General features: G+C 72.9%; 18 protein-coding genes. 11 read left to right on the forward strand and 7 right to left on the reverse strand.

Translation table 11 applies throughout. The annotated features are described in order from the left end of the window. The first annotated feature begins 324 nt into the window (after positions 1 to 324). Positions 325 to 453: a hypothetical protein gene (locus ABZ865_RS06055; RefSeq protein WP_361224634.1), complete on the forward strand. Its 129-nt coding sequence runs from the start codon at positions 325 to 327 to the stop codon at positions 451 to 453. A gap of 30 nt (positions 454 to 483) precedes the next feature. Then, positions 484 to 1,266: a DUF4239 domain-containing protein gene (locus ABZ865_RS06060; protein ID WP_361224637.1), complete on the forward strand. Its 783-nt coding sequence runs from the start codon at positions 484 to 486 to the stop codon at positions 1,264 to 1,266. Positions 1,267 to 1,368: 102 nt separating this feature from the next. Here the strand turns inward: ABZ865_RS06060 and ABZ865_RS06065 are convergent, their stop codons facing one another. After that, the gene (locus tag ABZ865_RS06065; RefSeq protein WP_361224640.1) at positions 1,369 to 2,247 is read right to left on the reverse strand and encodes a hypothetical protein; all 879 of its coding nucleotides are present in this window, start codon (positions 2,245 to 2,247) and stop codon (positions 1,369 to 1,371) included. A 312-nt stretch (positions 2,248 to 2,559) separates the two neighbouring features. Here ABZ865_RS06065 and ABZ865_RS06070 point away from each other — a divergent pair, with 312 nt between their 5' ends. Then, positions 2,560 to 3,243, forward strand: a complete 684-nt coding sequence (locus tag ABZ865_RS06070) for a class F sortase (protein ID WP_361224643.1) — start codon at positions 2,560 to 2,562, stop codon at positions 3,241 to 3,243. Positions 3,244 to 3,273: 30 nt separating this feature from the next. On the opposite strand, the gene ABZ865_RS06075 is transcribed toward ABZ865_RS06070, so the two are convergent. Continuing rightward, the gene (locus tag ABZ865_RS06075) at positions 3,274 to 4,104 is read right to left on the reverse strand and encodes a polysaccharide deacetylase family protein (RefSeq protein ID WP_361224646.1); all 831 of its coding nucleotides are present in this window, start codon (positions 4,102 to 4,104) and stop codon (positions 3,274 to 3,276) included. Positions 4,105 to 4,287: 183 nt separating this feature from the next. On the opposite strand from ABZ865_RS06075, the gene ABZ865_RS06080 reads away from it, so the two are divergent. Further along, complete coding sequence (locus ABZ865_RS06080) at positions 4,288 to 5,802, forward strand: MFS transporter (RefSeq protein WP_361224649.1); 1,515 nt, start codon at positions 4,288 to 4,290, stop codon at positions 5,800 to 5,802. Here ABZ865_RS06080 and lysX read toward each other — a convergent pair. Continuing rightward, complete coding sequence (lysX, locus tag ABZ865_RS06085) at positions 5,747 to 9,022, reverse strand: bifunctional lysylphosphatidylglycerol synthetase/lysine--tRNA ligase LysX (protein ID WP_361224652.1); 3,276 nt, start codon at positions 9,020 to 9,022, stop codon at positions 5,747 to 5,749. The genes ABZ865_RS06080 and lysX overlap by 56 nt on opposite strands. 89 nt (positions 9,023 to 9,111) lie before the next feature. Here lysX and ABZ865_RS06090 point away from each other — a divergent pair, with 89 nt between their 5' ends. After that, entirely contained in the window at positions 9,112 to 9,591 is a 480-nt protein-coding gene (locus tag ABZ865_RS06090; RefSeq protein WP_361224655.1) for a universal stress protein, read from the forward strand. Here the strand turns inward: ABZ865_RS06090 and ABZ865_RS06095 are convergent. Then, positions 9,527 to 10,771 (reverse strand): MFS transporter, encoded by a 1,245-nt coding sequence (locus ABZ865_RS06095; protein ID WP_361224658.1) that lies wholly within the window; start codon positions 10,769 to 10,771, stop codon positions 9,527 to 9,529. The two genes, ABZ865_RS06090 and ABZ865_RS06095, sit on opposite strands and share 65 nt — an antisense overlap. Before the next feature lie 103 nt (positions 10,772 to 10,874). Between ABZ865_RS06095 and ABZ865_RS06100 the strand changes: the two genes are divergently transcribed. Both ABZ865_RS06100 and ABZ865_RS06105 read left to right on the forward strand, forming a co-directional pair. Further along, positions 10,875 to 11,831 carry a LysR family transcriptional regulator gene (locus ABZ865_RS06100; protein ID WP_361224661.1) on the forward strand — a complete coding sequence of 319 codons (957 nt, stop codon included), beginning with the start codon at positions 10,875 to 10,877 and terminating at the stop codon, positions 11,829 to 11,831. Positions 11,832 to 11,882: 51 nt separating this feature from the next. Next, the gene (locus ABZ865_RS06105; protein WP_361224664.1) at positions 11,883 to 13,307 is read left to right on the forward strand and encodes an amino acid permease; all 1,425 of its coding nucleotides are present in this window, start codon (positions 11,883 to 11,885) and stop codon (positions 13,305 to 13,307) included. Here the strand turns inward: ABZ865_RS06105 and ABZ865_RS06110 are convergent, their stop codons facing one another. After that, positions 13,308 to 14,462 (reverse strand): CapA family protein, encoded by a 1,155-nt coding sequence (locus ABZ865_RS06110; RefSeq protein ID WP_361224667.1) that lies wholly within the window; start codon positions 14,460 to 14,462, stop codon positions 13,308 to 13,310. It abuts the gene before it with no gap. A gap of 225 nt (positions 14,463 to 14,687) precedes the next feature. Here ABZ865_RS06110 and ABZ865_RS06115 point away from each other — a divergent pair, with 225 nt between their 5' ends. The 4 genes from ABZ865_RS06115 (at position 14,688) to ABZ865_RS06130 (ending at position 17,467) form a co-directional block, all read left to right on the forward strand. Continuing rightward, a complete protein-coding gene (locus ABZ865_RS06115) occupies positions 14,688 to 15,239 on the forward strand; it encodes a sigma-70 family RNA polymerase sigma factor (protein WP_361224670.1) in 552 nt (183 codons plus the stop codon). A 135-nt stretch (positions 15,240 to 15,374) separates the two neighbouring features. Next, on the forward strand, positions 15,375 to 15,890 hold the full coding sequence (locus ABZ865_RS06120) for a hypothetical protein (protein WP_361224673.1): 516 nt from the start codon (positions 15,375 to 15,377) through the stop codon (positions 15,888 to 15,890). 250 nt (positions 15,891 to 16,140) lie between these two features. Next, a complete protein-coding gene (locus ABZ865_RS06125; protein ID WP_361224676.1) occupies positions 16,141 to 16,794 on the forward strand; it encodes a zf-HC2 domain-containing protein in 654 nt (217 codons plus the stop codon). Positions 16,795 to 16,873: 79 nt separating this feature from the next. After that, positions 16,874 to 17,467, forward strand: coding sequence for a hypothetical protein (locus tag ABZ865_RS06130; RefSeq protein WP_361224679.1), 594 nt, complete (start codon positions 16,874 to 16,876; stop codon positions 17,465 to 17,467). 61 nt (positions 17,468 to 17,528) lie between these two features. On the opposite strand, the gene ABZ865_RS06135 is transcribed toward ABZ865_RS06130, so the two are convergent. Together ABZ865_RS06135 and ABZ865_RS06140 are read right to left on the reverse strand one after the other, a co-directional pair. Then, the gene (locus ABZ865_RS06135; protein ID WP_361224682.1) at positions 17,529 to 18,392 is read right to left on the reverse strand and encodes a DNA-formamidopyrimidine glycosylase family protein; all 864 of its coding nucleotides are present in this window, start codon (positions 18,390 to 18,392) and stop codon (positions 17,529 to 17,531) included. A gap of 140 nt (positions 18,393 to 18,532) precedes the next feature. Next, positions 18,533 to 20,620 carry a SpoIIE family protein phosphatase gene (locus ABZ865_RS06140; protein WP_361224685.1) on the reverse strand — a complete coding sequence of 696 codons (2,088 nt, stop codon included), beginning with the start codon at positions 20,618 to 20,620 and terminating at the stop codon, positions 18,533 to 18,535. Positions 20,621 to 20,626 lie beyond the last annotated feature (6 nt).

Below are 20,626 nucleotides of genomic sequence, written 5' to 3' on the forward strand. Positions count from 1 at the left end.
GGCCACGGTGACGGCGGCGGCGAAGGCCACGGCGACCACGACCACTGGCCGACGCCTCCGCCGCCCTGCCCGGAGCCCACCCCGCCGCCGTGCCCGCCCACGCCGACCCCGACGCCCCCGCCGCCACCGCCACCCCCGCCGAAGCCGACGCCCAAGCCTCGGCCGACGCCGGTCCCGAAGGCGCCGCCGAAGCCGAAGCCGCCCGTGAGGCCGGCCCCGGCGCCCCCCGCGGCCCGGCCGGCCCCTCCCCCACCGCCCCCGCCCGCCCCGCGTCCGAAGCCGACCCCGCCGCCCAAGCCCACCCCCCGGCCCTCCGTGACCCCGGTGAGCTACCCGGCGTACCACCCCCGGCCCACGGCTCACCCCGCGCCCTCACCGACCTCCCCGGTCACCTATGTCCTGCTCATCACCGTTCCCGCGATCGTCGCCGTCGCGGCGCTGCGCCCGCGCTGACGCGCGGCCCCTCACTTCTGGAGGCACCTGTTGTCGGATTGGCTTGTTCTCGTCCTCGCGATGCTGGGGGCGTGCGTCGTGGTGGTGGTCATCACCCTCGTACGGCACAAGCGGGCTCCCGAGGACGAGGATCCCAGCGAGACCCCGGACGTCATCGAGTACATGACGATGTGGATCGGCGTCGTGTACGCCATCGTCCTGGGCCTGGCCATCGCCGGCGTGTGGGAGGCGCGCAGCGCCGCCCAGGACCATGTGCAGGCCGAGGCCCAGGCGCTGCACGAGATCTCGGAGCGGGTACGGGTGTACCCGCCGGACGTGCGTGACCGCATCCGGGGCGACATCGACTCGTACGTCAGTTATGTCGTGACCACGGAGTGGAAGTCGATGACCGACCACGGGCAGGTCACCGACCACGGCGGGGACCTGCTCGGCCGTGTCCGCCAGGACGTCACGGACTACCGGCCGAAGAACGACTTCGAGGCCCAGGTCTACCAGCCGGTGCTGGACCAGATGGCCGCCGCCGACCAGGCGCGCAACGCGCGCGCCGACTCGACCGGGGCCACCATGCCTCCCGTGGTGTGGGCAGGGCTGCTCGCCGGGGCGGTGGTCACGGTGGGCATGGTCTTCGCACTGCAGATCCGGCGCACCACACGGGAGTTGGTCCTCGCCGGGCTGTTCTCCGCGACCATCGCCTTCATGCTCTTCCTGATCTGGGACTTCGACGCCCCGTTCAGCCGGGGCATCGCGGCGACGGCGGAGCCCTTCCTCGGCCTGTTCCCGCACGCCAAGGCGGTGGTCACGGCGGCCGGATGACCCGGCCCGCGATCGCCACAGGCCTTCGCCCCGGTGCCCGAAAGGGGCCGGGGTGAAGGCCTGTGCTCATAGGCCGGCCACGGGGGCGTGGCCGGGCGGGGGTCAGAGCTGCTTCTCGTTCCGGCGGCGCAGCAGGAACACGCCGCCGCCGAACACGGCCGAGGCCACGAGTCCTCCGCCGATGGCCATGTCGGTCGTCGTGGCACCGCTGGAGATGCTGCCGCCGAGACCGGCCTTGGCCGGGCCGGGGACATGGGGGCGCCCATCGTTGGGCCTGAACACGGTGAAGGCCGCGCGGCGGGTCACGGTGCGGCCGTTGCAGGTGACCGTGAGGTCGTACTGGCCGGATTCGGCGTTCGAGCGGATCGTGGCAGTCCCTTGTGAGGCTTTGTCATCGAGCGGTGTCAGCACCACACGGCTCTCGGTGAAGGCCGCGGAGGAGGCTGTGCCGCCCTGGCAGCCCTCCACGGTGATGGTCAGGGTGCCGCCGGCCTCGACCACGTTGGGTTCGACGATGATGTCGCGTCGACCGCCGGACTCCTCACCGTGCCCGTTCTCGTTGCCCCGGCCGTTCTCGTTGCCCCGGCCGTGCTCGTTGCCCCGGCCGAAGTCGTTGTTGTTCCGGCAGTTGTTGTCGTTGCCCCGGCCGTTCTCGTTGCCCCGGCCGTTGCCGTTGCCGTTCCCGAAATTCCCGTTCCCGTTGAAGTTGCAGTTGAAGTTCCCGTTACCGCCGATGACGCCGGTGCCGCCAATGACGCCGGTGCCGCCGATGACGCCGATGCCACCGACACCACCAATGCCGCCCACACCACCCACACCACCCACGCCGCCCACACCACCGACGACGCCGGTGCTGGTTCCCGTTTCCCCGGACGGGCCGCCGGGGTTGCCCAGCCCTCCGTCCGCGACCGCCACGGGGGTGGCGAGCGCGAGCACCGCGACCGCGGCGCACGCGGCCGCCAGGGCACGTTGGTTCCGCATGTGATCCTCCGCGGGAGGCACCCCGGGTCCGGTCCCCGGGGTCGGCGAGAAAACACCTCCCGAGCAAACCCTCGGACCCCCGGAACACGCCCGCATGTCGAGAATGGTCCGTCCCGGTGATCCGGCATGCCGCGAGACAACCACACAATCGGATATTTCCGCAGGTCACGGGCCGTCAGAAATTCTCTTGCGAGTGCAACTCGGATGGCGCACCGAAAGGCTGCCGGGCCACCCGTTCGCCCGTGGTCCCGTCGCCTCCCGCGCGCACGGGACTTAGCTTTTTCCCAGGCCCGCGTCGAGAGGGGATGACGAATGTATGCGTCCGAATGGGCCGAGCTGGCCGAAGAGGAGGAGCGGCGGAGGAAGCGCGCCCCCTGGGGCGTGATAGCGCTTGTTCTCCTGACCGGCCTCGCGCTCATTCGGAACGGCTCCGGGGAGTTCGACATCGGTCCGCCGCAGCCCGCCTCGGCCGCCGCCCCGGACACCCGCACCGACCCGGGCACCGACACCTTCGCCGCGGCGGCCGCGCCCGCCCCGCTGCCGTTCGCCGCTGTCGACCGGGTCCGGATCCCCGCGATCCAGGTCGACGCCCCGGTCATCCCGGTCGGCCTGGACGCAGGCGGCCTGGTCGACGCGCCGCCCCCCGAGGACCCCAATCTGGCAGGCTGGTTCACGGGCGCGGTCTCGCCGGGCGAGAAGGGCACGTCCGTGATCGTCGGCCACGTCGACAACCAGCAGGGCCCCGCCGTGTTCTACGGGCTCGGGGCGCTGAAGAAGGGAAACCGGGTCGAGGTCCTGCGCAAGGACGGGAAGACCGCGGTGTTCGAGATCTACGGCGTCGAGGTCTTCGAGAAGAGCACGTTCCCCAGCGACCGGGTGTACGGCTCGAAGGGCACGCCGGAACTGCGCGTGATCACCTGCGGCGGCGGTTTCTCGAAGCAGAACGGCTACGACGGCAACGTCGTCGTCTTCGCCCGCCTGGTCACGGTCGACTGAGGCGCCGCGACCGGGCGGGCTGACGCGCCCTCAGGTGCGGCGGCTCGGCACGGTGAGGCGGTAGCCGGAGTCGAGCAGGTAGGGCAAGTACTCGCGGATCGCGCGGACGCTCTGCGAGCGGTCGCCCCCGGCGTCGTGGGAGAGGACCACGACGCCGGGGGCGGCGCCGCTCTCCACCCGGTCGACGATGGTGCGCGTGCCGGGTTCCTCCCAGTCGGTGCTGTCGACCGTCCAGGCCATCGGCTCCATGCCCATCTGGGCGCCCAGCTGGAAGGCGGCGCGGTTCCAGGCGCCGTAGGGCGCGCGGAACCACTGCGGGCGTTCCCCGTACGCGTCCTCGATGACGTCGCTGGTGCGCTCCATCTCGTCGCGGATGTCCCGTCGGCCGAGCTCGGTCAGCAGGGGATGCGTCCAGGTGTGGTTGCCGACCACGTGGCCGTCGTCGGCCATCCGGGCCAGCAGCTCCTTGTTGTCGACGGCCATCTCGCCGCACACGAAGAACATCGCGCGCACGTCGTACTTGGCGAGGGTGTCCAGGATGTGCGGGGTGTAGTCCGGGTGGGGACCGTCGTCGAAGGTCAGCATCATGTGCCGGCCGCGTGTGGAGATCCGCAGGATCGGTTCGTGCCGCACCGTGAGCCTGCGCGGCGGGGTGCGCGGCGGACCGTATCCGGTAAGCGGCTGGAGCCGGTACGCCGACGGCTTGAGCACCTGGCGGGCCTGCGGACCGGCGAGGACGGCCGGGCGGGGCGGTGCTTCCTCGCTGCCCGCCATGACGAGTCCCGCGGTGCCGGCCGCACCCAGAGCGGCGGCGCCGGCGAGCAGCATCCGGCGCCGCGTGAACAACTGATCCTTCTGCATGACCCATCAGTCGCCCCATGAGCCTCCGGCGCACCACACCGACACTGATGTGGCGGCGGGAAACCACCCGGTCGGAGCAGTGCGGAACCTCCCTTGTGCGGTACTTTCCGGGTTTCCGATAATCGGCCGGGTCGCGGAACGAGCGTCTACCGGTGTGCCGTTGGGGGTCGAACAGAGTTGGTCGTGCACGGGGGAACCCATGGGGGAACGAACGGGGGAACGGGTGGCGGTACGGGTGGGGCGCTGCGCCGGCGGTCGGCGGTGGTGCTGCTGGCCGTCGCCCAGGTGCTGGTCGCGTTCGACGCGGCGGCCTTCTCCATGGCGCTGCCTTGGATCCAGATGCAATACAGGCTGTCCATCGACGGACTGACCTGGCTGCTCACCGCGTACAGCGTGTGCTTCGCCGCGCTGCCGGTGCTCGCGGTCGCGCTCGGCGGGGCGTTCGGGCACCGCAAGGTGCTGCTGGGCGGGCTCGCGCTGTCGAGCCTCGCCGCCACGGTGTCCGCGGTGACGACGGATCCCGGGATGCTGCTGGGCTCGCGGGCCCTGCAGGGAGTCGCGGCGGCGGCGATCACGGCGGGTGCGCTGGCGCTGATCGACGCCACTCATCCCGAGGGCCGGGGCCGGGACCGGGCGCTCGGCGTGCACTTCGCGGTCGTCGCGAGTGCCGCGCCGGCGGTGCTGCTGCCGTGCTCGATGGTGCTGGAGACGGCGGACTCCGGGAAGGCGGTCTTCTGGGCCGAGGCCGGCGTCGGCCTGGCCCTGTTGCTGCTGGTCCCGTGGGCGCTCGCCGAGTCCGCGCCCCGGCCCCGGGCCCGGGCACGCCTGGGCCGCGCCGCGGGTGCCGTCCTCCCGCTGGGCCTGCTCGCCTGGTTCGCGGACTGGCTCGGTGACCACAGCGTGTCCGCGACCACGATCATCGTCGTCGCGGTGGCCGGTGCCCTGGTGCCGTCCTCGCTGAGCTGGTTCGGCCGGGGCGAGAACGTGCCCGAGCTGTTCGCCCGGCTGTACCGGGGGCGGGCCGCGTTCGGTGCGTACACCGTGGTGGCGCTGCTGGCGGCGGGGCTCACCGGCTCCTCGTTCGTCCTCACGATCGCCCTGCAGCTGCTCGGCCAGATGTCCGTCGTCTCGGTCGGCTGGGCCCTGTTCCCGGCCGTCGTGGGGCTGCTGCTGGGCTGGCTGGTCCTGCCCGCCGTGGCCGCGCGCGCCGGCCTCGGTGCCACGGTGGCGGCGGCGTGCGGTGTGACGGCGGCCGGGTTCTTCCTGCTGACGCTGGGCGGCACCGCGTACCGCTTCTCCGATGTGCTGCTGCCGCTGCTGCTGATCGCCTTCGGCTGCGGTGTGCTCGCCCTGCCGGTGAGTTTCGCCCGGTCCGGGAGCGGTGCGCTGCCCCGGGGGCTGAACTCCTCCCGGCAGCTGGGCGCGGGCCTCGGCGCCTCGCTGTTCGTCGGGGTCGTCACGGTCTCCCAGCAGGGGCTCTCGTCCCCGGCGCTCGGCGGCCGCAAGGCCTACGAGAACTCTCTGGCGGCCGGTTTTCGCGACTGCTTCGAACTCGGCGCGGCGCTGGCCCTGACCGCCGCGGTGGTCGCGCTGCTGACCCTGCCCCGGCAGGGCTTCCGGACGACCGCGCCGGATCCTGCCGCTAGCGGTGGCGCACCAGCGGGAACGGCAGGGTCTCCCGGATCGTCAGGCCGGTGAGGAACATGACCAGCCGGTCCACGCCGAGGCCGAGTCCGCCGGTCGGCGGCATCGCGTACTCGAGGGCGTCGAGGAAGTCCTCGTCGAGTTCCATGGCCTCGGGATCGCCGCCGGCGGCCAGCAGCGACTGCGCGGTGAGCCGGCGGCGCTGCTCGACGGGGTCGGTCAGCTCGGAGTAGGCGGTGCCGAGTTCGGTGCCGAAGGCGACGAGGTCCCAGCGTTCGGCGAGCCGGGGGTCGGCGCGGTGCTGCCGGGTGAGCGGGGAGACGTCGGTCGGGAAGTCCTTGTAGAAGGTGGGCAGCCGGGTGCGGTCCTCGACGAGCCGCTCGTACATCTCCAGGACGACGTCGCCGGGGCCGTCGTCGGCGGTGTACGGCACCCCCGCCCGGTCGCACAGCCGGTGCAGCCGCAGGAGTTCGGTGCCGGGCGTGATCTCCTCGCCGAGCGCCTCGGAGATCGACCCGTACACCGTCCTGACCGGCCACTCGCCGGAGATGTCGTACGCCTGGCCGTCCTTGTGGGCGACGGGCGCGCCGAAGGCGGCCGTGGCGGCGCTCTGGACGAGTTCGCGGGTGAGGTCGAGCATCACGTCGTAGTCGGCGTGCGCCTGGTAGGCCTCCAGCATCGTGAACTCGGGGTTGTGCTTGTAGGAGACGCCCTCGTTGCGGAAGGTGCGGCCCAGTTCGAAGACCTTCTCCAGGCCGCCGACGCACAGCCGCTTCAGGTACAGCTCGGGGGCGATGCGCAGGTACATGTCGAGGTCGTAGGCGTTGATGTGGGTGGTGAAGGGGCGGGCGTTGGCGCCGCCGTGGATCTGCTGGAGCATCGGGGTCTCGACCTCGAGGTAGCCGCGGTCCAGCAGGCCCTGGCGCAGCGCCTGCACGGCGGCGGAGCGGGCCCGGAGCACGCCCCGGGACGTGGGGCTGGTGGCGAGGTCGAGGTAGCGGCGGCGGACCTTGGTCTCGGGGTCGGTGAGGCCGCGCCACTTGTCGGGCAGCGGGCGCAGGCATTTGCCGGTCAGCTGCCAGGAGGTGACGAAGACGGTGGGTTCGCCCCGTTCGCTGAGGTCCGTGTGGCCGGTGGCGGTGATGTGGTCGCCGATGTCGATGTCGGCGCGGAAGCCGTCGAGGGCGGTTCCGGAGCCGTGGCGGGTGAGGGCGATCTGGTGGTCGCCCGACCAGTCGCGCAGGACGGCGAAGAGGATGCCGCCGAAGTCGCGGACCAGCATGACGCGGCCGGCCACGGTGACGTCCTGGCCGAGCGGGACGTCGGCGAGGGCGTGGGTGGGGGCGGGCACGCCGACCGGGTAGGGGTCGGTGCCGGTGGCGCGCAGCCGGTCGAGGGTGCGGTGCCGGACGCGGACCTGGTCGGACAGGCCTCCCGGTGCGGCGGGCCCGGCCTCGGCCCCCGCGGCGGGGCCGGGCGCCGCCGGGGGCGGCGGGAGCGGGGCGGTGAGGGGCCGCTGCCCCGGCTGCGGGTGTCCCCGTCGCCAGAGCTTGCGCAGGGACGGTACGGGGACGAATCCCTCGGCGATCCCGGAGGCGAGGCCGATGCGGGCCAGGGAGGCGGTCTCGCCGTAGCAGATGAAGCGCGGGTACCACTCGGGGTGGTACTTGGCGTTGGAGCGGTAGAGGGCCTCCAGCTGCCACCAGCGGGAGAAGAACAGCAGCAGGCGGCGCCAGAGCCGCAGGACCGGTCCGGCGCCGATGCGGGCGCCCTCCTCGAACACCGACCGGAAGACGGCGAAGTTCAGCGAGATCCTGTGCACGCCGAGTTTCGGGGCGGCCGCGCACAGGTCGGCGACCATGAACTCCATGACCCCGTTGGGGGCGGCGCGGTCACGGCGCATCAGGTCCAGGGAGACGCCGTCGGTGCCCCAGGGCACGAAGGAGAGCAGGGCGAGAAGCCGGCCGTCGTCGCCGAGGGCCTCCACGAGCAGGCAGTCGCCGTCGGCGGGGTCGCCGAGCCGGTCCAGGGCCATGGAGAAGCCGCGTTCGGTCTCGGTGTCGCGCCAGGCGTCGGCCTTGTCGACGATCTCCTCCATCTCCCGGTCGCTGAGGGTGGCGTGGCGGCGGATGCGGCAGGTGGCGCCGGTGCGGCGGACGCGGTGCACGGCCTGGCGGGTGACGCGCATGTCCCGGCCGTCCAGGTCGAATCCGGGCACGTGCAGGATCGCCTCGTCGCCGAGCTGGAGGGCGCCGAGTCCGGCGCGGGCGTAGGCGCGGGCGCCGTCCTCGGAGGCGCCCATGACGGCCGGCGCCCAGGCGTGCCGGCGGGCCACGTCGAGCCAGGCGGCGATGGCGTGCGGCCAGGCCTCGGGGTCGCCGACGGGGTCGCCGCTGGCGAGGCACACGCCGGCCTCGACGCGGTAGGTGACGGCGGCCTTGCCGCTGGCGGAGAAGACGACGGCCTTGTCGCGGCGGGTGGCGAAGTAGCCGAGGGAGTCCCGTTCGCCGTAGGCCGCCAGCAGGGCGCGGATGCGGGTCTCCTCGTCGCCGTGCAGGGCCGCTTCCAGGCGCTGGGAACGGAACAGCGCGGCGGCGGCGTTCAGCAGGGCGAGCGCGCCGAGCAGGCCGAGCACGAAGGTGACCTGGCGGGGCGGTCTGCCGTCGAAGGCGTTGTTGGAGACCAGCCCGCCGCACACCCGGTCGGCGGCCCAGGCCAGGTGCTGGCCCTGCGGCAGCGTGCCCGGGAAGAGCGAGACCAGGCCCCAGCCCAGCACGATCGCCACGACGAGTCCGGCCAGCAGGACGGCCAGCGCCCGCCACAGGGCACCCCGGCGGGAGGCGGCGTAGAACTCCTTGCGGGCCACCACCAGCAGGAGCAGCAGCAGCCCGCACAGCACGAGGGACGGCAGGGAATCGGCGTACAGGCCGACCGCCACGCCGACGGCGTCGGTGACGACCACGAGGCCCAGGTAGACGACGACCAGCCACCAGGCGACCTTCTTGCGGGCGGCGGTGGCGCCGGCCAGCAGGAACAGGAAGACGGCGTAGGCGAGGTTGGCGCTGATCGGGACCAGGAGCAGGTCGAGGGTGTGCGCCACCGGGCGCAGCAGGCGGCGCAGCGGGGCGAAGAAGGCGAGCAGGGCGCACAGCAGGCCGAGCGCGCCGAAGAGGGTTCCGAAGGCTTCGGGCACCCAGCCGAGCCTGCCGCCGGCGGGCGGGCGTGCCGGGCCCTCGGCGGCCCTGCGTGCGGCCGGCTCGGCGGTGGCGGTCATGGTTCCGACTCTAGGAAGAGCCCGGACGCCCCGCCCGTCGAGCGGGCGCGGGCCTCGGCAGGAAGGGGGGATTCCGATAGCCTCGGGACGTGACGGAACAGCACGATCAGCACGAACATCACGCGCACCAGTTCGAGCGCGGGACCGACGGGCCCAAGGTCATCGTGGTCGGGATGGACGGCTCCGACTCCTCGATGCGTGCCGCCGCCTATGCGAGCGGTCTGGCCCGGCGGCAGAACGCGCTCCTGGCCGCGGTGTACGTGCAGCCGGTGCTGGCGGCCGGGGCGGCGCTCGGGGCGCCGGTCGCGGAGACGACCGACGAGATCGCCGAGGACCTGATCACCCAGATCCGGGAGGCGACGGAGCGGGTCAAGGGGATATTCGACGTGCGCTGGGAGTTCCACACCTTCCGCGGCGACCCCTACAACGGCCTGGTGAAGGCGGCCGACGAACTCAAGGCGGACGCGGTGGTGGTGGGCGCCTCCGAGCAGGCCGGGCACCGCATCATCGGCTCGGTGGCGGTCCGGCTGGTGAAGGCCGGGCGGTGGCCGGTGACGGTCGTCCCGTAGGCAGCCGCGCGAGCAGCAGCGGGGTGGCCAGCAGCAGGACGCCGGCCAGGGCGATCGCGGTGCGCGGGCCGGTGAGGCTCGCCAGCAGGCCCCACAGGGCGGTCAGGACGGCCGTGGTGGCCTTGCCGGTGATCGACCAGGCGGACAGGGTGCGGGCGACCCGGTCGTTCGGGGTGCACTCCAGGCGGCGGGTGGCGTACACCGGGCTGTAGACGCCCGAGCAGGTGATCACCCCGAACTCCAGCACCATCACCAGCAGGAGTCCGGGCAGCCCGGGCCGGACGAAGGCCAGCCCGAGGGGCCAGACGGCGCGCAGGACGGCCGCGGTGCGCAGCACCCGCCGCTGCCCGTGGCGGGCGACCAGGGGGCGGGCCAGCCGGGAGCCCAGGAGGCCGCCGAGGCAGGGCACGGCGAAGGCGAGTCCGTACTGCCAGGGGGCGAAGCCGAGCGGGCCGAGCATGAGGACGGCCAGCGGCGGGGCGGCGACCATGATCAGGGCGTTGGCCGCGAGGTTGTTGAAGAAGAGAGGCCGCAGCTCCGGGCTGCCGAGGATGTACCGCCAGCCGTCGAGCAGGTCGGCGGCCCGCAGGCGCCCCGGGTTCGTGCGCTCGGGGCGGGGCTCGCCGCCGCCGACGGCCCGGATGCCGAGCGCCGACAGCAGAAAGCTGACCGCGTTCGCCGCGACCGTGGTGACGGGCCCGAACAGGCCGATCGCGGCGCCGCCGAGGGGCGGCCCGAGGACGAGCGCGGTCCAGTTCGTGGACTCGAAGCGGGAGTTCGCGGTGAGCAGCCGGTCCGCCGGGACGAGCCCCTTCAGGAAGGCGCCGGAGGCCGCGTTGAAGGTGATGTCGGCCGCCGCGACGATCACCGAGACCAGCAGGAGCTGACCGAGGCCGAGGCCGCCGAGCGCGTAGGCGGCGGGAACGGTGAGCAGGGCGGCGAACCTGACCAGGTCCATCGCCATCATGACGGGCCGCTTGCGCCGGAACTCCACCCACGGCCCGAGCGGCACCGCCGCCACGGCGCCCACGGCGGGCCCGGTCGCGGCGAGCAGCGCCACCTCGGCGGACCCGGCATGCAGCGCGAGAACGGCGATCACCGAGAACGCGTCGAAGGCGAGATACGTGCCGAGCGCACTCGCCGAGTACGCGGCCCACAGCCACCCGAACCGCCGTCCCATGCACAACCTCCCGTTGCCCCGGGACATGAAAACGTGCAGGTGGCCGCTGGATCAAACAACTGCCGGCACCGTCGTCACAACCATGGGTTGTACGGTGCCGAGGGTGGACCTCAAAGCAGTGCGGACCTTCGTCGCCGTGGCCGACTCCGGGCAGTTCCAGGAGGCCGCGGCGATCCTGGCGGTCACCCAGCAGGCCGTCTCCAAGCGGATCGCCGCGCTGGAGAAGGAGCTGGGTGCCCGGCTGTTCACCCGGACCGCCCGGGGTGCCGCCCTGACCGTCGACGGCGCGGCCTTCCTGCCGCACGCCCGCGAGCTGCTGCTGGCCGGGGAGCGGGCCGCCGCCTCCGTACGGCCGCGCCGCGCCCTGCGGGTCGACGTGGTCGGCGCGCGGCTCGCCCCCGCGGCGCTGCTGCGCGGCTTCCACGAGGCGCACCCGGACATCGCCCTGGACGTCGTCACGCTCTTCGACGTGGACTCGGCCCTCACCGCCCTGCGCTCCGGGTCGGTCGACGCGTCCTTCCGCGCTGTCGCCATGCCCGGGCGGCCGCTGCCCCGGGGCGTCGAGGCCGTCCGGGTGTACGACGAGCCGCTCCAGCTGCTCATCGGCCCGGGGCACGCCCTGGCCGGCCTGGGCTCGGTCTCGCCCGGGCAGCTGGCCGGGCACCGGATCTGGATGCCGGGCATCGTGGACGGCACCGAATGGGCCGCCTACTACGCCTCCCTCGCCGCCGAGTTCGGGCTCACCATCGACTCCTCGGGCCCCAACTTCACCGGGGCGGTGCAGGACGCGGTCGCCGGCTCCGGCACCCTGGCGACCCTCGTCGGTGAGCGGACCCGGCTGGTCTGGCCGGCCGGCCACGATCTGCGCCGGATCCCGCTGCGCGACCCGACCCCCGTCTACCCGCACTCCCTCCTCTGGTCCACCGCCGATCCGCACCCGGCGCTCGCCGCGCTGCGAGCCCATCTCGGGGCGTCCGAGCCCGACCGGGAGGCGGGCCGCACCTGGACGCCCGGCTGGGCCGAGGCCGTGCGTGGCGTCTTCCGTCCGGGGCGTGCCTGAGCCATCATGATCCGCCGTCAGCCGTTTGCCGTCGGGGAAGAGGTGAGGCGCATGGCCAAGCTCCGTATGGGTGAGGGGATTCTCCGTCGCAAACCCATCGAACACATCGAGGACACGGAGGTGCACGAGGGCGTCACGCTGGAGCGCTCGCTCGGGCTGTGGCAGCTGACCGCGATCGGCGTGGGCGGGATCATCGGCGCGGGCATCTTCGCGCTGGCCGGGGCCGTGGCCAACAAGACGGCGGGGCCGGCGGTCCTGGTGTCGTTCCTCGTCGCCGGCGTGGCGAGCGCCTGCGCGGCGCTGTCGTACGCCGAGTTCGCCGGGCTGATCCCGAAGGCGGGGTCGGCGTACACCTACGGCTACGCGGTGCTCGGCGAGTTCGCGGGCTGGTTCATCGGCTGGGACCTGCTGCTGGAGTACACGGCGATCGTCGCCGTGGTCGCCATCGGCATCTCCGGGTACTTCGGCTTCCTGGTCGAGGACATGGGCGCGCACCTGCCCGCCTGGATGCTGGGCGCGCCGGGCACGGGACCCGGGCACCGGGTCGACCTGTTCGCGGTCCTCCTGTGTCTGCTGATCGCGTGGCTGCTCAACCTGGGCATCCGCAGCGCGGCCCGCTTCGAGACGTTCGTGGTCGCGCTGAAGGTGCTGGTGGTGCTGCTGGTGATCGGGGTGGGCGTGTTCCACGTCGATGCCGCGAACTACACCCCGTTCTTCCCGTTCGGCATCGGCGGCGCGTTCACCGGTGCGGCGACCGTGTTCTTCGCGGTGTTCGGCTACGACGCGATGTCGACCGCGGCCGAGGAGTCGAAGGACGCGCAGCGGCACATGCCGAAGGCGATCATCTACTCCCTGGTGATCTCGATGGTGCTGTACGTGGCCGCCTGTCTGGTGCTGACGGGCATGCAGAACTACAAGGAGATCGACCCGGAGAGCGGCTTCTCCTCGGCGTTCAAGGCGGTGGGGCTGGGCCGGCTCGCGGACCTGATCGCGGTCGGCGCGATCATCGGCATCCTCACCGTGATGTTCACGTTCATGCTGGGGGTGACCCGGGTGTGGTTCTCGATGTCCCGGGACGGGCTGCTGCCCCGGTGGTTCGCAAAGACGCACCCGACGCGGCACGTGCCGACCCGCGTGACCTGGATCGTCGGGGCGGCTTCGGCGCTCATCGCCGGGTTCCTGCCGATCGGCGAGGCGGCCGAGCTGACCAACATCGGCATCCTGCTGGCGTTCGTCGTGGTGTGCACGGCGGTGATCGTGCTGCGCTACCGGCAGCCGGAGCTGCCGCGCACCTTCCGTACGCCGTGGATGCCGTTCGTGCCGGCACTGGGTGTCGTCTTCTCGATCTGGCTGATCACGTTCCTGCAGTGGCAGACCTGGGTGCGGTTCGCCGTGTGGTTCGTGATCGGCTGTGTGATCTACTTCAGCTACTCCTACCGCCGTTCGGTGCTGGCGACCGGGCCGGCCGCGGAGTGATCACTGCCCCGTCGGCTGCCCCATGACGAGCCCGTCCTTGGCGGCTCCGCGGCTGAGGACGACGTCCCGGACGCGGTCGCGCGCCCCGGTCAGATCGGCGCCGCCGGCGACGGCCTGGCCCAGGTCGACCGCCCGTCCGGCGTCGAGGTCGTAGACCTGCGGGAGGAACTCTGCCCGGGTGACCTCCCAGCGGGCGCCGGGGCGGGCCGGCGGGGCGAAGGTGAAGCGGCCGATGGTGGACTCGGCGCCGCGGGAGTCCCGGACGCCCTGGCCGTTGTACAGCTCGCCCGTGACCTGGTCGCCCATGCCGTAGACCACCCAGGTCCCGTTGACCTTCTCGTAGGGCTGCGGGACCTGGGCGCCGGTGCCGAGGATCAGGTCGATGTCGGGGCGGCCCTGCGTCGTCGAGGCGGTCAGGCGCTGGGCGAGGGTGAGCTGCAGCTGGTCGGGGGTGTCCTGCCAGGCGGTGCCCCAGTGCACCGAGACCACGACCACGTCGGCGCCGGCCTGCCGGGCGGCCCGGGCGTCGGCGATCATCCGCTGCTCGTCGACCTGGTTGACGGCCCAGGAGGGACCGGCGGCGAGCGGGTGCTGGTCGGTGGCGTAGGTGTACGACAGATGGGCGACCTTGGCCGGGCCCGCCTGGAGCAGGACGAGCGAGCGGGCCTCGGCCTCGCTGCGGGCGGTGCCGGCGTGCCGCACGCCGGCCTGGTCCAGGGCGGCCAGGGTGCGCTGGAAGGCGTTGGTGTCGTCCAGGGCGTGCTCGGAGGCGGTGGAGCAGCTGTCGTAGCCGGTGGCGGCGAGGCCCCAGGCGATCTGCGGCGGGGCCGAGGAGGCGGGATGGCCGTTGCGGTCGCCCTCGTGGACCATCTCCAGGTGACACAGCGCCACGTCGGCGCGGGAGACGAGCGGTTCGGCGCCGGAGAGCATCGGGCGGAAGTTGTAACCGCCGCCGCCCGCGTCGTAGGCGGCCCGGTCGACGACGGAGGCGTGCGGCAGGACGTCACCGGAGGCGACGAGGGTGAAACCCCGCGCTGCGGGCGGCGCAGGCCGCGCGGCCGCGGCCGACTCCTCCCGCTCCTGGTTGGTGCAGGCGGCGGCCGCCGCGAGCAGAGCGGTCAGCGCCAGAGCCACCTGGTGTCTGCGTCCGATCATCAGCTCACCCCAGAGTTGTCGTATTGGCTGACAAAGCCGTGACAGGCATATGGGTACGAAGCTGGCTCCCGGCGCAAACAGTCCCGGCGCCCTGATTAGCCCATCCGGTGTCGCACCCGCGATGCCGGACCGTTCGTCGTACCGCTCGCCGACGCGATCGACCGTCCGTCGCACAGTCGGGTACGCCCCCTGTCCCCCGGCGGCGGCCTGCGCTGCCATACGGCCATGACGGCCGGAACCACCACCACCGCACACGGCACCACGACCGCCGAGCACGCCCTGGCCGCGCTCCAGCGCGAGCACGGCCGCCCCCTGTTCGCGCTGCTGCTCCGGCTGAGCGACGGGGACCGGCAGCGCGCCGAGGATCTCGTGCAGGAGACCCTGGTGCGGGCCTGGCAGCATCCCGAGGCCGTGTACGCCGAGGAGTTCGACTCCGTACGGCCCTGGCTGCTGACCGTCGCCCGGCGGCTGGCGATCGACGCGCGGCGCGCCCGGCAGGCCCGGCCGCCCGAGGTCGGCGAGGACGTCCCGGAGACCGCGCGGGTGACCGCCGACCACGCCGAGCGGGCCGCCGCGATGCTCGACGTCCGGGAGGCTGTGAAGACTCTCACGCCGGAGCACCGTGACGTGCTCGTACTCGTGTATCTCCGCGGGGCCAGTGTGGCGGAAGCGGCGAAAACGCTGGGGATTCCACCCGGTACCGTGAAGTCCCGCGCGTACTACGCGCTGCGCGCCCTGCGCCGGGTCCTTCCGGGTTATGCCACCGATCCGCGCTGAAACCGAAGGCCGGGTCAAACCTCGGTAAAGCGCCTTGCTGCGACCCCCGTTCGGGCAATCAGCTGTCCTCATCCGTGTTCCGGGCGGGGGGCCGGGTTCGGGCGACACGCACGCACCGGAGGAGGGCAGGAAGGGATGCTGCACAGAGGTCACGAGAGCGCGGACGGCGCCGATGACGATGAACTCGCCGTCCCCATGGCCTGGTTGTACGCCGAGTACATCGCCGACGAGCTGCTGCGTACCGGCGATCTGATGCCGCCGACGTCCTTCGAGTTCCGGGCCGGCCGGGACGCCCTGGCGCTGACGGTCTTCCTGTCCGACACCGACGGCGAACTCTCCTGCATCCGGGTGATCTCGCAGCTGGAGACCTGGCTGTCGCTGACGGCGTACGACCAGCCGTGGCAGGACTGGGTGCGCGAGCGGCTGGCCGAACTGGCGGCCGCGGCGGCGGGCACCGGTACACCCTCGCCGGACCTGGCGCTGGCGCTGGACGCGTGGCGCTGGCTGGAGGAGACCGAGCTGCTCGCGCCCGATCTGGACGCGGTGCCGGGCGGTGGGACGGTGTTCGGGGAGGACGACGGGCCGAAGGTGTGGACCCCGGCCTGGCGGCTCGGACTGCCCCTCGGGCATCTGGCCATCCACCTCTTCTGAGCCGGCCGGCCACCTCTTCGGAGCCCGGCGGGTCGCGCTTCCGAGCCTGCCGGCCGCGCTGGTGAGCCGGTCGGCCGTACCGTCGTGCGAGCTCTCCGAGGTTTTCCGGAATTCGCACCAATCCGCGGGCCCGGCCGCTCCGAATCTCTTGCGGCGATTCCGCGCGTGGCTTGAGTGATTCGGCTGTCCTCTGCGTACGGATGGGAGCAACGAGTAACCCCACCCACACCCAAAGGCACGAGGATTCGGCATGAGGTCCCTGGAGAGGCATCGCGACGTCGGCGCGTACGCGCTCGGCGTGCTGGACGAGGCGGAGGCCTTCCGCTTCGAGGACCACCTCATGGAGTGCCCTCAGTGCGCCACGCAGGTGACCGAATTCGGGCCCGCCGCACGGCAGTTGATGCTGTACCGGCGAGCCACACCACGCTTCGTGCACCCCATGGCCCAGCCCGGCCCCCGGCTGCTGGAGCGACTGCTCGGCGAGCTCGCCCACCGGGACCGGACGCGGCGCCGCCGCTTCCTGTACGGCCTGGCCGCCTCCGTGGTGCTGGCGGTGGCCGGTCCGGGGCTGCTCGTCCACGCCGGGCACGGTGAGACGGGCCCCCGGGTCATGGCGGCGACCGACCCGGCGACCGGGGTGTGGGCGCGGGTGACCGCCGAGGACGCGGACTCGGGCAGCAGGCTCCGCCTGGAGGTCAAGGACGCCTCCGGCCCGCACACCTGCCGGCTCGTGATCGTCGGGCGGGACGGCTCGGAGCAGAGCGTCGACGGCTGGAGCGTCGGCGCGCGCGACACCGCCACGACCACGACGACGGCCGGTTCGACGATGCATCCCGACCAGGTCGCCCGCTACGAGGTGCGCACGACGGACGGACAGCGTCTGGTCACGCTCCGGGCACAGTAACCGCACCGGAACTTGACCAGAGATTCTCATTAGGTGAGGCTTACCTCAGTTTGATCTGTGAGCCACCTAGGAGTCGTCCGTGTCCGCACACCCCGAATCGCCCGTGTCCCCCGAGGCCACGCCCGTTCGGCGGCTCGGCGTGTACGACACCTGGTGGACCGTCGGGAGCGCCGCGGTCGCCGCCTGTCTGGGCCTGACGGCCTGCGCCTGGATCTCGGCGCACCTGCACGTGGACGCCACCCTGCACACCGCCGCGCTCTTCGTGCATCTGGCCTCGCTGGTGCTCGGCTTCGGGGCCGTGCTCGCGGCCGACTACCACGCCCTGCTCTGGATGACCGGCCGGTGCTCCCTGTCCGACGCCCTGGTGGGCACGCACCGCCTGCACGTGCCGATATGGGCCGGTCTCGCGGGCCTGGTCGCCAGCGGCGCCCTGCTCCAGCCGGACCTCGACTCGCCGGTGACCCGCGTCAAGCTGGCCCTGGTGCTCGCCCTCACCCTCAACGGCCTGCAGGCCGGGCTCCTCACCCGGCGCCTCGCCGGACGCACCGGACGGCCGCTGACCGGACGGCCGCTGACCGGACGGCTGGTGGCCTGGGGGGCCGCGACGGCGCTCGTCTCACAGCTCTGCTGGTGGGGCGCCGTGGTCATAGGCTTCCGCAACAGCCAGCGCTGAGGCGTCCCGGCGGCGCTCGTACTCGTACTCGTACCTCGAAGTCGTACCCGCTCCCGCCCCCTCACTTCAGCAGCCGGGACAGTCTGCGGTCGGCGAGCGGTCTGCCGCCGGTCTGGCAGGTGGGGCAGTACTGGAGCGAGGAGTCGCTGAAGGAGACCTCGCGGATGGTGTCGCCGCACACCGGGCAGGGCTCGCCGGTGCGGCCGTGGACGCGCAGACCGCTCTTCTTCTCGGCCTTCAGCCGTCCCGCGGCCAGCCCGCGCGAGCGCTCGACCGCCTCGGTGAGGGTGGTGCGCAGCGCCTCGTACAGCCGCGCGGTCTCCTCCGGGGTGAGGGACGCGGCGAGTTTGAACGGGGACATCTTCGCGGCGTGCAGGATCTCGTCGCTGTAGGCGTTGCCGACCCCGGCGATCAGGGACTGGTCCCGCAGCGCGCCCTTCAGTTGGCGTCTCTCCTCCTTGAGCAGGGCGGCGAGGCAGGACTCGTCGAATCCGGCGGCGAGCGGGTCGGGGCCGAGGCGGGCGATGCCGGGCACCTCCTGCGGGTCCCGTACGACGTACACCGCGAGGCGCTTCTGGGTGCCGGCCTCGGTGAGGTCGAAGCCCTCACCGGTCTCCAGCGCCACGCGCAGGGCCAGCGGGCCCTTGCCGGGGCGGGGCAGGCCGTCCGGGAGGCGGTCCTTCCACTGGAGCCAGCCGGCCCGGGCCAGGTGGGTCACCAGATGCAGGCCGCCGCTCGTCTCCAGGTCGAGGAACTTGCCGTGGCGGCGCACGGCGGTGACCTCGCTCCCCTCGACGGCGGTGACCGGCGGGTCGTACGTCTTCAGGACGCTGATGGCGACCGGCAGCACCCGCACCACCCGGCGCCCGGCCAGGTGCTCGGCGAGGAAGTCCTTCAGCGCTTCTACCTCGGGCAGTTCCGGCATGAGTCCAGGGTGCCATCCGGCACCGACAGCGCCATCGGAGTCGCCGGCAGGCACCCCTCACGTCATCGGAGTCGCCGGCAGGCGCCCAGCGGACTGGTCAGCACGCGCCCAGCGGAGTCAGCCCGCGCCCCGCGGACCGGTCAGCACCCGCCCTCGCCGTCCGGCGACACCCGGAACTCGCACCAGACGGCCTTGCCGCCGCCGCGCGCCTCCACGCCCCACACGTCGGCGAGCCGGTCGACGAGGAGCAGTCCGCGCCCGGAGACCCCGTCCTCCCCCGCCTCACGGCGGCGCGGCAGGGCGCTGGAGGAGTCCTCGACCTCGACGCGCAGCCGGCAGTCGCTGCCCTCCAGGCCCCGCAGGGTGACGACCGCGGAGCCCTCGGTGTGTATCAGCGCGTTGGTGATCAGCTCGTCGGCGACCAGTTCGATCTCGTCGGCGCGGTCCCGGGCGCCCCAGGAGCGGACCGCGGCGCGGATCATGTGCCGGGCCTGGACGAGGGCCTCCGGGTCGCCGGGGGCCACGTGCTGCCGGAGCCGGCCGCCGGTCCGCGGTGCCTCGGGCGCGCGGCGGCGCAGCAGGAGCAGGGCCACGTCGTCGTCGCCGCCGCGCTCCTCGGCCACCTCGATGAGCCGTCCGGCGAGGTCGCGCACCTCTTCGGAGCCCTCGGCGATGAGCGAGGCCAGGACCCGTATGCCGTCGTCGACGTCGGTGCCGGGCTGTTCGACGAGCCCGTCGGTGCACAGCAGCAGGGTGTCGCCGGGGTCGAGTTCCAGGGTGGAGACGGGGTACTCCAGCCGGCCGAACTCGGCGGACAGGCCGAGGGGCAGGCCGCCCTCCACCGGGACGCGTCCGCAGGTGCCGTCGGCGCGCCGGACCAGCGGGTCGATGTGCCCGGCGCGGACCACCTGGACGACGCCGGTGGACAGGTCGGCCTGCGCGTACAGGCAGGTCGCGAACCGGTCGGTGTCGAGTTCGTGCAGGAAGACGGAGGCGCGGGCCATCACGGTGGCCGGGGTGTGCCCCTCGGCGGCGTAGGCGCGCAACACGATCCGCAGCTGGCCCATGACCGCGGCCGCGTGGGTGTCGTGGCCCTGGACGTCGCCGATGACCGCGCCGACCCGGCCGCCGGGCAGCGGGATGAGGTCGTACCAGTCGCCGCCGATGTCCCGGCCGAGGGCGGCCGAGCGGTAGCGCACGGCCACGTCGGCGCCGCGGACGCTGGGGATGGTGCGGGGCAGCATCGCCTGCTGCAGGCCCTGGGCGAGGTCCTTCTCCTGCTCGTAGAGCATGGCCCGCTGCAGGCTCTGCCCGATGGTGCTGCCGAGCGCGACCAGCACGGCCCGCTCCTCGTCCGAGAAGCCGCACCGGTCGTTGTAGAGCAGGCCTATGGCGCCGATGGGGCGGGCCTGGGCGATCAGGGGCAGATAGGCGGCGGAGGTGATCTTCAGGTCGGTGATGTGCGGCCAGAGGATGGGGTAGCCGTCGGCGAACTCCTGGGGGGACTCGATGAAGCGCGGGCTCAGCGTGCGGACGACCTCGCTCATCGGGTACGGCTCGTCGACCCGGGTGATCAGGGTGCCGGGCACGAAGCTGCCGGCGGGGCCCTCCGCGACGAGCCGGATCCGCCCGGCCTCCACCAGCCCCATGACGATGCTGGCCACGCCCAGGTGGCGCATGCCGTGGGTGTTCTTGAGGACGTCGATGACGTCCTGGACGCTGCGGGCGTGGGCGAGGGCGGCGGTGATGCCCTGGACGACGCTGCTCTGCCGGCGGAAGGCGTGGTTCTGGGCGGCGCGGAGACTGCGTGCCTCGGTGTCGGCGAGTTCCTCGGTGGCGTCGCGGACGATGCCGATGATCCGGCGCGGGCGGCCGGTCTCGTCGCGCCGGATGTAGCCCTGGGTGTGGGTCCAGCGCGGGGTGCCGTCGCGGCAGCGGATGCGGAAGTAGGCGCCGTAGTTCTCGCTGCCGTCCTTGATCGCCTGGGACACCACCGTGTCCAGCCGGGAGGCCTCCGGCGGCGGCACCCGTATCACCAGTGACTCCGGCCGGCCGTCGTACTCCCCGGGGAGCAGGTCGAACACCTCGTGGGCCTGGGCGTCCATGTGGAACAGTCCCGTGTCCAGGTCCCAGTCGAAGCTGCCCATGCGGTTGAGCGCCAGGATCGGATCCGGGTGGGCGGGCCAGTCCTCCGGGAGTGACAGGGCGCTCGCTCCCCGATCAGCCATGGGGCC

Source organism: Streptomyces sp. NPDC047085 (assembly GCF_040643735.1).
In the GTDB taxonomy this organism is placed as follows: domain Bacteria; phylum Actinomycetota; class Actinomycetes; order Streptomycetales; family Streptomycetaceae; genus Streptomyces.